Source organism: Clostridium thermobutyricum, assembly GCF_000371465.1.
Lineage (GTDB): Bacteria > Bacillota > Clostridia > Clostridiales > Clostridiaceae > Clostridium > Clostridium thermobutyricum.
In genome coordinates this window covers 227,910-241,414 of record NZ_KB850956.1, presented here as the reverse complement: position 1 = coordinate 241,414, position 13,505 = coordinate 227,910, and the positions used below count along the sequence as shown (strand labels likewise).

General features: G+C 27.5%; 8 protein-coding genes. 1 reads left to right on the top strand and 7 read right to left on the bottom strand.

The features are described 5' to 3' along the window. Positions 1-4 precede the first annotated feature (4 nt). A complete protein-coding gene (locus HMPREF1092_RS01045) occupies positions 5-1,537 on the bottom strand; it encodes a sodium-dependent transporter (RefSeq protein WP_002596720.1) in 1,533 nt (510 codons plus the stop codon). 248 nt (positions 1,538-1,785) lie between these two features. Between HMPREF1092_RS01045 and HMPREF1092_RS01040 the strand changes: the two genes are divergently transcribed. Then, entirely contained in the window at positions 1,786-2,088 is a 303-nt protein-coding gene (locus HMPREF1092_RS01040) for a hypothetical protein (RefSeq protein ID WP_002596719.1), read from the top strand. Between the two features lie 170 nt (positions 2,089-2,258). Here HMPREF1092_RS01040 and pulA read toward each other — a convergent pair whose 3' ends face one another. From pulA to HMPREF1092_RS01010, 6 genes are all read right to left on the bottom strand, one after another. Further along, a complete protein-coding gene (gene pulA / locus HMPREF1092_RS01035; RefSeq protein ID WP_002596718.1) occupies positions 2,259-4,253 on the bottom strand; it encodes a type I pullulanase in 1,995 nt (664 codons plus the stop codon). 90 nt (positions 4,254-4,343) lie between these two features. Further along, positions 4,344-6,359: an amylo-alpha-1,6-glucosidase gene (locus tag HMPREF1092_RS01030; protein ID WP_002596717.1), complete on the bottom strand. Its 2,016-nt coding sequence runs from the start codon at positions 6,357-6,359 to the stop codon at positions 4,344-4,346. A gap of 23 nt (positions 6,360-6,382) precedes the next feature. Further along, complete coding sequence (locus HMPREF1092_RS01025) at positions 6,383-8,743, bottom strand: glycogen/starch/alpha-glucan phosphorylase (RefSeq protein WP_002596716.1); 2,361 nt, start codon at positions 8,741-8,743, stop codon at positions 6,383-6,385. Positions 8,744-8,808: 65 nt separating this feature from the next. Continuing rightward, positions 8,809-10,302, bottom strand: coding sequence for a 4-alpha-glucanotransferase (gene malQ / locus HMPREF1092_RS01020; RefSeq protein WP_002596715.1), 1,494 nt, complete (start codon positions 10,300-10,302; stop codon positions 8,809-8,811). A 23-nt stretch (positions 10,303-10,325) separates the two neighbouring features. Further along, a complete protein-coding gene (locus tag HMPREF1092_RS01015; protein WP_002596714.1) occupies positions 10,326-12,440 on the bottom strand; it encodes a TIM-barrel domain-containing protein in 2,115 nt (704 codons plus the stop codon). A 47-nt stretch (positions 12,441-12,487) separates the two neighbouring features. Next, a complete protein-coding gene (locus HMPREF1092_RS01010) occupies positions 12,488-13,501 on the bottom strand; it encodes a LacI family DNA-binding transcriptional regulator (RefSeq protein WP_002596713.1) in 1,014 nt (337 codons plus the stop codon). Positions 13,502-13,505 lie beyond the last annotated feature (4 nt).

Sequence of the window (13,505 nt, the reverse complement as noted above, 5' to 3'; positions counted from 1 at the left end):
TTTATTATTTATTGATTTCTTCTAATATTAATCTATCTTCTTCCTCATTTTCATCCTCTTCAATCTTTTTATCTTTCCATGGTTTCTTAGATAAAATTAATGAAACTATTATTCCAAAACCAATAGCACTCCATCCATAAGCAATAAGATTAAATAAATCATATCCACCATAATGAGCACTCATTTCATTAATAACATTTTGTAATATCATATAAATTAAAATTGCTGGAGTAATAAACTTTATTGATATATCCCACCATTTTCCGACTTTAATATATGATATTTTATTTGAATGTTCCCTTAAACTTTTTGGAGTAACTATCCATCCAATTAATATAACTTCTAAAAGTCCTACAACTACTATTCCATAATTATTTATAAAAGCATCCATAATATCTAAAAGATATAAACCTGCGTTAGTTGCAAAAACTGTACTCATACAAGCTCCAATTATACACATACAAGTTACGACTTTTTTTCTACTCCATCCAAACTTCTCTTTAAAAGGAGCTGAAACTGCTTCTGTTAATGAAACCGAAGATGTTATACCTGCAAATATTAAGCATAAGAAAAATAATGGTCCTAAAAAATTTCCTATTGGCCCCATAGCAGAGAAAATTTGTGGAAAAGCTACAAAAGCAAGCCCTACTCCACTTGAAACCACTTCTGACATAGGAACTCCTTGAGCTGTTGCCATATATCCTAATATAGCAAAAACAGCTATAGCTGATAAAAATTCAAAACCGCAGTTTGCAAAAGCAGTTACAAAAGCACTATTGTTTATATCAGTTTTTTTAGGTAAATAACTTGAATAAGTCATCATTATTCCAATTGCTATGCTTAATGAATAAAATACTTGTCCATACGCTGAAATCCAAACAGATGGTTTTAAAACCATTGACCAATCTGGAGTAAGAAGTGTATTAAGTCCTTCAGATGCTCCATTTAAAGTTACTGCTCTAATTGCTATTATTATCATTATTACTACTAATGTTGGTAATAAAATTTTATTTATTTTCTCAATTCCTTTCTTAACTCCTTTATAGCAAACAATCCAATTTATAATCCAAATAGCTGCTACTCCTAAAAGTACATACCATACAACTCCTCCTATTTCAAAAGGTGAATTACTTAATTTTAAAAATTCATTATGAAAGAAAACATTTGAATCACTTCCCCAACCTTGCTTAAAACTAAGAACGAAATAATTCATAGCCCAACTTATAATAACTGAATAATATGCCACTATAAATGCTGAAGTTATAGTTGGCCACCAACCAATCCATTCCCACTTTTTAGAAGCTCTAGCTATAGCAAGAGGAGTTGATCCTCTATATTTATGTCCCATAGAGTACTCTAAAATAAGTAATGGAATTCCTGCTGTAAATATTGCAAAGAAATATGGTATTAAAAATGCTCCTCCTCCATTTTCATATGCTATATATGGAAATCTCCATATGTTTCCTAACCCTACTGCTGACCCTATTGCTGCAAGAATAAAACCTATTTTTGACCCCCATTCTTCTCTATTTTCCATAAAGCTCCCTCCTATTCTCAATATTATAATTTATTAATAAAATACATTATTTTTTAAAAATGAATTTATATTATCATCTAATTATTATTAATATATTTATTATAATACATCTATTTTGAATTTTTGTCATTATTTAACTTAAACTTATACATTTATCAAAACTTGTTTCAATGTAAACATTTAACTTTTTTTATGTTAAATTCTTATGTTAAAATAAACTTATATTTTTTATGAAAAGAGGTTTAAAAATGGATTGGTATTGCTTAGTATTTAATAGTGGTGAAATAAATGGTGCTGGTTCTGCTCAATATTTATACGAAAAAATTTGTGAAGGTGATTTTTCACTAGTAGGTGATATTGATATAATTGATAATCTTTATAATGAATTAATGGAAAAAAACTTTAAGATAACTGCTGATAAAGGTCCAGGTTTTATTGTAATTGGTTGTTCTTTAGAGGATGCAGATTTTATAGATGATTTTATAAGTGGGCTTTGCAAAAAACATAAACTTTCATACTATGAACCTCAAAATATGAGATATCAATTTTAAAAAGAGATGAATTAACTTCATCTCTTAATTTATTTAAATTTATAATATTTTTAATAAAAAGATTATAGTAAATTTGATTAAAAATATTATATTAAAATATAAAATTAAAAGGCTCTCATAAATGAGAGCCTAATATATAGGGGTATAAATTATAACTATTATGGCGAATTTTATTTTTGAACTAACACTAAAGCAGCTCTTCCAAGAAGATCTATTTTAGCTTCATTTATATTTTTAATTCCAAGTTCATTTACTTCTTTCTCATTAACAACTACTGTCCAAGTTCCACTTGGAAGTTCTAACTTTACATCTTCTTTATTTCCATTAAATAAAACTAATACTTTTTTAAATTCATCTAAGCCTTCACCATTTATTGTGTAACCTACTAAATTATTTTCTTCAAATTCCATAAATTCTATTCTTTCATTTATATCCTTTGAACTATTCATCCTAAATGCTTTATGATTTTTTCTAAGTTTTATTAATCCTTTATAGTAATTAAATATATCTATATATTTTTCTTTTCTTGTCCAATCTAATTTATTTACTAAGTCGCTTGATTTAAAACTATTTTCTATTAGCATTCCATTTTCATCACATTTTGTTCTAAGAAGTTCTTCTCCTGCATGAATAAATGAAATTCCTTGTGAAGTTAAAACAATTGCCGCTACTAATTTATTCATTTTTATTTTTTCTTCTTCACTTTCATCAGTAGCACTTATTTGAAGCTTATCCCATAAAGTGTAGTTATCATGAGCTGAAGCATATGTTACAGTTTGGTATGGTTCATTTGCCCAAAACTTATCTGAATAAATCACATCTTTATAATTAACTTCACTATGGTTTGTTGAAGCAACTATTCCGCACTTTATTGATTCTTCAAATCCTTGTCCTCCATTTACAAATCCAGGTTTATCATCTATAAATACATCACCTTTTATTGCATCTCTTATATCATCACTAAAAGCTGCTATTTGAAGTTCTCCATATTGAACTGTATTTTTCTTTAAAGCCCTATCTTTCTCTTTTAATGGGCTATCTCCTCCAGTCCATCCTTCTCCATAAATTATTATTGAATTATCTATTTCATCAAGAGCTTTTCTTATAAGCTTCATTGTTTCTATATCATGAATCCCCATAAGATCAAATCTAAATCCATCTATATGATATTCTTTAGCCCAATAAACAAGAGAGTCTATCATAAATTTTCTAAACATACTTCTATCTGAAGCAGTCTCATTTCCACAAGCTGAAGCATCTGAAAAATCTCCATTTTCATCTTCTCTATAATAATAGTACGGCACTACTTTATTAAATAATGAGTTTTCTGCTTCATAAGTATGATTGTAAACTACATCCATAACAACTCTTAAGCCTTCTTTATGAAGATTATAAACCATTTCCTTAAATTCTTTTATTCTCACATCTCCATCAAATGGATTTGTTGAATATGAACCTTCAGGACAATTATAATTTTCTGGATCATATCCCCAATTATATTGAGGAACATTTAAATTCTTTTCATCTACTGATTTATAATCAAATGTTGGAAGTAAATGAAGATGAGTTACACCAAGATCTTTTACATGATCTAAGCATGTCTTAAATCCATTTTTGGTTCTTGTTCCTTTTTCTATAACTCCTTTATATTTTCCTTTAAATTCTGCTCCTGAATTTTCATCTATAGTAAAATCTCTTATATGCATTTCATATATTATTGCATCAGTATAATCTTCAAATTCTGGTTTAACATCATTTTCCCAATTTTCTGGATTTGTTTTCTCTAAATTTATCACCATGCTATATTCACCATTAGCACTAACAGCTTTTGAATTAGGGTCTATTACCTCATTTTGTTTACCATCAATTTTTACTTTAAATCTATAATAAATTTTATCTAAATCACCTTTCTTTTCAGCAATCCAAACTCCATTATTATCTTCACTCATATTTATTTCTTCAATTTTTGTGAAATTATCCTTTTCTTTTGAAAATAATACTAGCTTAACTTCACTAGCAACTGGTGTCCATAATCTAAATATTGTGCTTTCTTTTGAATATATTGCTCCTAATTCTAAATCAGAAGTATATCTTTCTTCAAACTCACTTGAATTAAATATCTCTCTTATTTTTTTCTTATTTTTATAAATATCTTTTATATTCATTTTAAAGCTTCCTCTCCTAAACAAATTTTAATTTAAAAATTTCTATAGGTTAGAAAGTAAATTCTCTAACCTATAAAACTATTAAATTTATTAGTTAAATATATGATTATGTGCTTTTTCTAAATTCTTAATATTTCCTCTTACGCATTCATAATAAACTCTTAAAATTTCACCTACACCCCAAGCTTGGTTATAACATCCTCTTCCGTGATGTGGTGCATCTCCATCAAATATTTCTGCTATTCCACCTAAGCATCCATCTTCAATATGTGATTCCATTTCTTTTAGAGCATCATCAATAAATTCTCTTGCTACTTCTGAATATTCATTAACTTTAAAATATCCACTTAAAAATGCTCCAAGTGGGAAAGACCATACAGTTCCTTGATGATAAGCCATATCTCTATCTGTAAGTTCTCCAACGTAAACTTTTTTATAATCTTCATTTCCTCTATCTAAGCTTCTTAACCCAAATGGAGTATATAATTCATCATAAATTTTTTCTATTACTTTTTCTTCTTTTTCCCTAGGAAGCATTGTAAATGGTAATGATATTGCGTAAGCCTGATTTGGTCTTATAGCATTATCACATTCTTCATCATTTACAACATCATAAAGACATTGGTCTTTTTCATTCCAAAACTTCTCATTAAAAGATATTTTAACTTTTTCAGCTAATTCTTCATATTCTTCGTATTCTTTATCTCCAAATTTCTTTGCTAATAAAGCAGAAATTTTTAAAGCATTATACCATAAAGCATTAATTTCAACTGGCTTGCCATGTCTTGGTGTAACAACTATTCCATTTGCTCTTACATCCATCCAAGTAACTTGGTCTAATCCATTTCCTGCACTTATCAAATAGTCTTTATCCATTTTTATAGAGAAATCAGTTCCTTCTTTATAAGCCTTTATTATATTTTTAATTGTTTTATACAATTCTTTTTTTACAAAATTTAATTCTTCTATATCATTCTTATATAAAAGATACATATATATAGCATGAATATACCAAAGAGAAGCATCTACAGTATTATAAAATGGATCTTGTCCAAAGTCTGGGAACATATTTGGAATAAGACCATTCTTTTCATATAAACTAAAGCTTCTTAAAATATCTTTTGTATCATCTAGCCTATCAGTTGACATAGAAACTCCAGTTAAAGCTATCATAGTATCTCTTCCCCAATCTAAAAACCAAGGATATCCTGCAAGAACTGTTTTGCTATTTATAGAATCTCTATCAACTATAAACTGGTCAGCTGCTATTGGAAGCAATTTTGCTATTGTTCTATTATCATCTTTAAATATATTTCTTAATTCTTTTATTCTCTTTTCTTCTTTAAAAATTATTTCTTCTGGATTTATATCTTCATCTTCAATAGTACAAACGAAGTATACTTTCTTTTCTTCATAAGGATTTATATCTATTGTTAATTTACCTGGTATATAATATCTTTCTAAATAATCATCTCCAGTGCTTTTATCAACATCATAATATACTTCTTTAGTTATACTTTCATTTTTTGATGATACTCTTCCACCCACAGTAAAAATTTTAATATTTATTTCTTCTTTAAGAGTTGGATTTAATTTAAATCCATTTATAATATTTTTTTTCTTAAAATTTAAATTTTCAGCTTCTGAAACATCTCCAGGATTTCTAAAAGCCATATATGGAATAAGTTTAATTTCTCCTCCATTTTTATTTCCTTTTATTAAATATTCTATAACTGCTGTATTTTTTCCCTTTTCTAAAAACACTCTCTTTTTAATAGTTGTGCCATTTATAAAATATTTATATTCTGGAATACCATCATAGCTGAAGCTTTGAAGGTTTTTAAAACCTTCAATAACTTCATCATTAAATTTAGTAGTTGTTAGAGGATATTCTATTTTGTTTGATATAAATTTTTCCTCTACTTTTGGAAGAATCATATATCTTTCATCAGGTGATTTTAATGCTGCTATTAACAATGCATGATATTTTCTACTATTTGCTCCTATCATAGTACTTCCTGAAAATGCACTTCTTCCATTTGCTAGCATCCATTCTTTCTCTATACCTTTTTCATAGCTTGTAAAATTATTTTTTCCAAACCTCATAACACTATCTCCTACCTTTAAAATTATAAAGTATTTTTAGTTTGCTTAATGTTCCATATTTCTTTACTATATTCTAATATTGTTCTATCTGAAGAGAACATTCCTGCATTACACATATTTTTAAATGCCATCTTAGCCCATCTTTTTTCATCTTTATAAGCTTCAAAAACTCTATCTTCAGCCTTTTTAAAGCTTTCAAAATCAGCTAATAATAAATATCCATCTCCCTCTTCTATTAATGAGTTATATAAATCTTCAAATAAACCTGTATTTCCATCATCAAAAGTTCCATCTATTAAAGAATCTACTACTCTCTTTATTGAAGCATTATTTTCATAATATTCTTTACTATTGTAGTTTCCTCTCATTTCTTCTATTTCTTCAACAGTTAATCCAAAGATAAAGTTATTTTCCTCACCACTTTCTCTTACTATTTCAACATTAGCTCCATCCATAGTTCCAAAAGTAGGTGCCCCATTTAACATAAACTTCATATTACCTGTTCCTGATGCTTCTTTTCCTGCTGTTGATATTTGTTTTGAAAGGTCAGCAGCTGGGAATAATTTTTCAGCATATGAAACTCTATAGTTTTCCACAAATACAACCTTTATTTTTCCATCTATTTCTTTATCATTGTTGATAAGTTTTGCAACTTCATTAGTAAACTTAACTATTGCTTTTGCTCTTCTATAACCAGGGAACGCTTTTGCCCCATATATAAATGTTGTTTTAGGAATATCTAAATTTTTATCTTCTTTTAATCTAAAATAAAGGTCTAAAACATATAAAGTATTTAATAATTGTCTCTTATACTCATGTAATCTCTTTATTTGGATATCAAAAATTGAACTTGGATCTAATTCTACTCCTTCAGTTTCTTTTATATATTTTGCAAGTTGTTCTTTTTTAGTATGCTTTATCATCATAAATTTCTTTAGAATCTCTTCTTCATTAATAAACTTTTCTAATTCTTTAAGCTTACTTAAATCCTTAACCCAACTTTCATCTCCTAAAAGTTCTGTTATAAAATGTGATAATTCTCTATTACATAATCTAAGCCATCTTCTTGGAGTTATTCCATTAGTTTTATTTTGGAATTTTTCTGGATATAGTTTATACCAATTATTAAGTTCAATATCCTTTAAAATATCTGTATGAAGTTTAGCTACCCCATTAACTGCAAAACCTACTGCTATTGCAAGATTTGCCATTCTTGATACTCCATCTTTAACTATTCTAAATTCTTCAATTTCTTCTTTAGAATAACCTTTTCTCTTTAATTCATTTATAAATCTTGTATCAATCATTTTAATTATTTGCATTATTCTTGGGAATAAAGCTACAATTAATTTGTTATCCCATTTTTCAAGCGCTTCTGCAAGAATAGTGTGGTTTGTATAAGCAAATACCCCTTTAGCAATCTTTAATGCATTATCAAATTTTAATTTATAATCATCTACTAAAATTCTTATAAGCTCTGGTATAGCTAAAACTGGATGAGTATCATTTAATTGAATTGCATGATATTCAGATAAATTTTCAAAGTTTTCTCCATGTAATTTTACATGGCTTCTTATTATATCTTGAACAGATGCACTTACTAAGAAGTATTGTTGTTTAAGTCTTAATAATTTTCCTTGTCTCATATCATCATTTGGATATAAAACTCTTGATATATCATCAGCTTTATTTTTTAATTCTACTGCTTTTGCATATTTACCCGAATTAAAGGCATGGAAGTCAAAGCTTTCTAAGGCTTCACATTTCCAAAGTCTTAATGTATTTATATTTTTACTATCATATCCTATTATTGGTGTATCATATGGAACTGCTTTTACTTCCATATCTTTAAATTTAACTTTAACTGTTTCTCTTTCACGTCTTATACTCCATGGATCTCCATAAGTTAACCAATTATCAGCACATTCTTCTTGGAATCCATCTTTGAAGTATTGTTTAAATAATCCATTTGAATATCTTATCCCGTATCCTCTTAATGGCACTTCCATAGCTGCTGCTGAATCCATAAAACAAGCTGCAAGTCTTCCTAATCCACCATTACCTAATGCTGCATCTTCTTCTGCCTCTTCTATTTCATTTATATCAATATTTAATTCTTTTAATAAATCTGAAACTTCTTCATAAAGACCTAAATTTATTAAATTATTTCCAAGAGCTCTTCCCATTAAATATTCAGCTGATAAATAATAAGCTTGTTTTCCTTTTGAATAAATTTTATTTGTGTTATTCCAATTATCTATTATAGTTTCCATTAAAGCTGATGAAAGACTACTAAAAATTTCTCCTTTTGAAGCTTCTTCTATAGAAACTCCATATTTTATTTTTAATTGTCTTTCCATAGATACCTTTAATTCATTTTTCATAATTTAAATCCTCCAATACTTCCTTATCATAAATCATTAGATTCCTTATCTACTTAAATTTACGATTAAATTCTTCCATATAATTTAGTTAAATCTTTTAATTTTTTTGCTAATTCATCTGTTAATTGATCTTTTTTTATTCTCCATTGCCAATTTCCACCTAAAACTGATGGAATATTCATTCTTGCTTCACTACCTAGATTCAATAAATCTTGCATAGTCGCAATTGCTAAAAAACTAACAGAACCCCAAATTTCTCTTATAAAATCATAACTATCATCTAAATTTTTAACATTTAAATAAGCTAATGCTTTTTCTTTTTCTTCTTTAGTTGCCATAGTATTTACCCATCCCATAATAGTTTCATTATCATGAGTTCCTGTATAAGCAATTGAATTTTTTACATAGTTATGTGGTAAATCTGTACTATCTTCTCCTCCAAAACCAAATTGAAGAACTTTCATTCCTGGAAAACCTGTTTCATCTCTAAATTCTATAACTTCATCTGTCATAAATCCTAAATCTTCAGCAATAATATTTAAGTCTCCAAGTTCTTTCTTTATAGCATTAAAAAGTTTTATTCCTGGTCCTTTTACCCACTTTCCATTTACAGCAGTTTCATCTCCATATGGAATTTCCCAATATGATTCAAAACCTCTAAAATGATCTATTCTTATCATGTCATATAGTTTAAAACTTTCTCTTATTCTTGAAATCCACCATTTATAATTATCTTTGTCCATAGCTTCCCAATCATATATTGGATTTCCCCAAAGCTGACCTGTTATCGCAAATGCATCTGGTGGACATCCTGCTACAACTTTTGGGTTATTATTTTCATCAACTTTAAACATTTTAGGATTACTCCACATATCTGCACTATCCTCTGCAACATATATAGGTAAATCACCTATTATTTCTATCCCATTATAATTTGCATAATCTTTTAATTCTTTCCATTGTTTAACGAATAGGAATTGAATAAATTTATAATATTCAATTTCATCTTTAAGCTCTTTTCTGTATTTTCTTAAAGCCTTTTCTTCTCTATTTCTTATATCCTCATCCCATTCTTTCCAAGAAACTAAATCAAAAGTTTCTTTTATAGCCATATAATCACTATAATCATCTAACCAAAAACTATTTTCATTTTTAAATCTTTCATATTCAAATGATTCATGTCTATTTAGATTTTTATTTTTAAAATTTTTATAAGCAGTTTTTAAAATCTTATTTCTTTTTTCAAATATTAATCCATAATCTACTTTTTCTTCTGATGCTCCAAAATCTTCATTTATATAATCTTCAATGCTCAATAATCCATCATCAACAAGTATATCTAAATCTATAAAATGTGGATTCCCCGCAAATGCAGAAAAACATTGATATGGTGAATCTCCATAACTTGTATGTCCTAAAGGTAGTATTTGCCAATACTTTTGTCCTGCTTTAACTAAGAAATCTACAAACTTATATGCCTCTTCGCCAATGGAACCGATACCAAACTTTCCTTCCAAAGATGATATATGCATTAATATCCCACTACTTCTTTTTTTCATAAAACCAATCCCCTTTTAACCTTTTATATATAATATACTTTTTTTACATCTTTTGAACCTTTAGAAATTATAGTTATATTTAATTTTTTATCTTTTATATTTCCATCTACGTTTATATTAAATTCTTCTTTACCTTTTATTATTTCTATGCGAAGTTTATCAAAAATTCCATTTAAATAATCCTTTGATATTCCATCATCATTATATAATTCATATATTGCTTTCTCTTCTACAAATGCTATAATGTTTAGCTCTTTATTTTCTATACTTTGAACATTTTTAGCACTTTCTCCTAAAAGTATCATCTTATCTTTTCTTACAAAGAAAATAAATTCTTCAAGTTCTACATTTATATAATGATGTCCTTTAGAAAAGACTTTATAACTAATATCATTTAATCCTTTTGCTCTTATCATCAGCATATCTTCTGGTAAATAAACATATCTTCCTCTACCATTCTGCTTTATTATTGGAGTTAACATTAACGAATCTCCCATTAATATTTGATCTTCTATTTCCCTTGAAGTTACATCATTATATTCAAAGCTTAATGGTTTAAACATAATATCATTATTTATTACAGCTTTCATATATTCACTATAAATATATGGTACTAATCCATATCTAAACTCTATAAGATTTTTTAATATTTTTTCTGATTTTTCTCCAAAAGCAAAAGGTTCTTGGTTTCTTGTTCCCATTGCTGAGTGATTTCTAAATAAAGGTGTAAAAATACTGAATTGGAACCATCTTGTCATTAAATCTGGAGTACAATTCCCTCCAAATCCGCCTGTATCAGCACCTGTATAAAGGTATCCACACATATTTAAATTTGGCATCATTTTAACATTCATTTCTAAATGTTCCCATAAAGATGTATTATCTCCTGTCCATATACCACCATATCTATGCATTCCTATTGATGAAGCTCTTGAAAATAATAAAAATCTTTTATCTTTATCAATTGAATCTAATCCTTCAGCAGCTGCTCTTGTCATATTATGACCAAAAAGATTATGAACATCATTATGTTTTATAATCTTTCCATCCATATTGTGATAAAAGCTATTATAATCAGAAGAACTATTACTTAATCCCATAAAGGCATCTTTTAAAGCAAAAAAGCTATAAATATCTAAATTTTTATTTTTACTTTCCTCTACTATTTTATAAGCTTTATTTAATCCCTCTTCTGAATAGAAAATAGCTGGCTCATTCATATCATTCCAAAATCCATCTATTCCTTTATCAACTAAAAATTTATATTTCTTTCCAAACCAAAGTCTAGCCTCACTATTTAAGAAATCTGGAAAATGAACTTTTCCTGGCCATACTGCTGCTACAAAAGGATTTCCTTCTTTATCTAAACAGTAATATCCTTTTTTAATTCCTTCTTCATAAACATCATATCCATTTTCTATTTTGCACCCTGCATCTATTATAGGAATCAATCTTATTCCATCCTCTTTCATATCTTTAACCATCTGGTCAAAGTTTGGAAACGATTCATAATTAATTGTGAAGTTTTTAAACTTTTCCATATAATCTATGTCTAAATAAATACAATCTATAGGAATATTTTTTTCTCTAAATTTTCTTCCTATTTCTCTTACTTCTTTTTCTGTTGCATAACTCCATCTGCTTTGTTGATATCCAAATGCCCACTTAGGTGGTACATAACTTTTTCCTATAAGTTCTCTAAATTCTTTTGAAATTTCATTTAAATTAGTTCCTTCAATAATATATAAATCATAATTATTTTCTTCTACTTCTATTGATAATGTATCTATTTCTGAATATCCTATATCAAATTTAACCTTTGATGGTGTATCTATAAAAACACCAAAACTTCTATTTTCTCCATGTATTATTATAAAATTATGTGCTCCATAAAGTGATTTTTTATCTTGAGCATGATTTGGATCATCTGAACAATAACTTTCAAATATCCATCCTCTTTTATTTATTCCTCTTACATTTTCTCCAAGCCCATAAACTAAATCTTCTTTTTCTAATTTAAAGCTTAAAACAGAATCTTTTTCTAAAAAATAAGGAACTTGTCCATTTTCCTTTTCTATTTCTTTTACTACTGAATTACAATCAATTATTTTTCCAAATGAAAATCTTTTAATACTCATAATTATCACATCCTTATATTTTAATTATGTATATATAGGAATATTCTTTATTTTTTTACAGAATTTCTTTCTATAAGCTTAGTATCTAATACTATGTGCCTATTTTCCCCTTTATTTTTTATAATATCTAAAAGTACAGCTATACTATGTTCAGCCATTTCTTCTCGCGGTTGAGCTATAGTTGTTATAGAAGGATTATAGAATTCTGAAATTTCCATACCATCAAATCCAATTATTGATATATCTTTCCCTACTTTAATCCCCATGTCTTCTAGAGCTTTTGTAGCTCCAACAGCCATAATATCAGATATACAAAATATAGAATCTAGATTTTTATTTTTGGCTATAAGTCTTTGTGCAGCATCATATGCTCCTCTTGTACTATAACCTCCATACTCAATAAATTCTTCTTTTATATCAATATTACTTTTTATTAAAGCCTCTTTATACCCTTGAAGCCTTTCAGATGCAAGTCCAATATCTTCTTTAATTCCAAGAATTATTCCAATATTTTTATGATTTCTTTCTATAAGATATTTAGTTGCAATAAAGGCAGATTCTATTTGCTTTATTCCTACATACGAGAAGTTATTAACCTCAGTATTATATGTGCTATTAGTTGATGCTAGAACTAGTGGAACTTCAATATTTTCAAAAGTTGTATTATCTATCTCTTTTAAATCACACCCTAAATATATTATGCCTTGAAGTTTTACTTCTTTTTGAAATTCTATTAAATTTCTTATTTCATCTGCTCCTCTAGCAGAATAATCTGTATGTCTTAAAAGCATAGTATAACCATTTTGACTTATTCTTTTCCCTATTATATCTACCATCTCAGAGAAAAATGGGTTGAATACACCTCTAATTAATACTCCTATAGTATTAGAGCTTAATTTCTTTAGATTTCTTGCACTATTATTAGGAATATAGTTATTTTCTTTTATTATTTTTTGTACTTTTTCTCTTGTTTCATCCTTTACATCTGGATGATTATTAATAACTCTCGAAACGGTTCCAAGACCTACTCCTGCAAGACGTGCAATATCTTTTATATTCATAACC

What these genes read in the sequence shown, in the direction of transcription:
- HMPREF1092_RS01045 (WP_002596720.1), bottom strand. Translation starts at nt 1,537, where the DNA reads ATGGAAAATAGAGAAGAATGGGGGTCAAAAATAGGTTTTATTCTTGCA.
- HMPREF1092_RS01040 (WP_002596719.1), top strand. Translation starts at nt 1,786, where the DNA reads ATGGATTGGTATTGCTTAGTATTTAATAGTGGTGAAATAAATGGTGCT.
- pulA (WP_002596718.1), bottom strand. Translation starts at nt 4,253, where the DNA reads ATGAATATAAAAGATATTTATAAAAATAAGAAAAAAATAAGAGAGATA.
- HMPREF1092_RS01030 (WP_002596717.1), bottom strand. Translation starts at nt 6,359, where the DNA reads ATGAGGTTTGGAAAAAATAATTTTACAAGCTATGAAAAAGGTATAGAG.
- HMPREF1092_RS01025 (WP_002596716.1), bottom strand. Translation starts at nt 8,743, where the DNA reads ATGAAAAATGAATTAAAGGTATCTATGGAAAGACAATTAAAAATAAAA.
- malQ (WP_002596715.1), bottom strand. Translation starts at nt 10,302, where the DNA reads ATGAAAAAAAGAAGTAGTGGGATATTAATGCATATATCATCTTTGGAA.
- HMPREF1092_RS01015 (WP_002596714.1), bottom strand. Translation starts at nt 12,440, where the DNA reads ATGAGTATTAAAAGATTTTCATTTGGAAAAATAATTGATTGTAATTCA.
- HMPREF1092_RS01010 (WP_002596713.1), bottom strand. Translation starts at nt 13,501, where the DNA reads ATGAATATAAAAGATATTGCACGTCTTGCAGGAGTAGGTCTTGGAACC.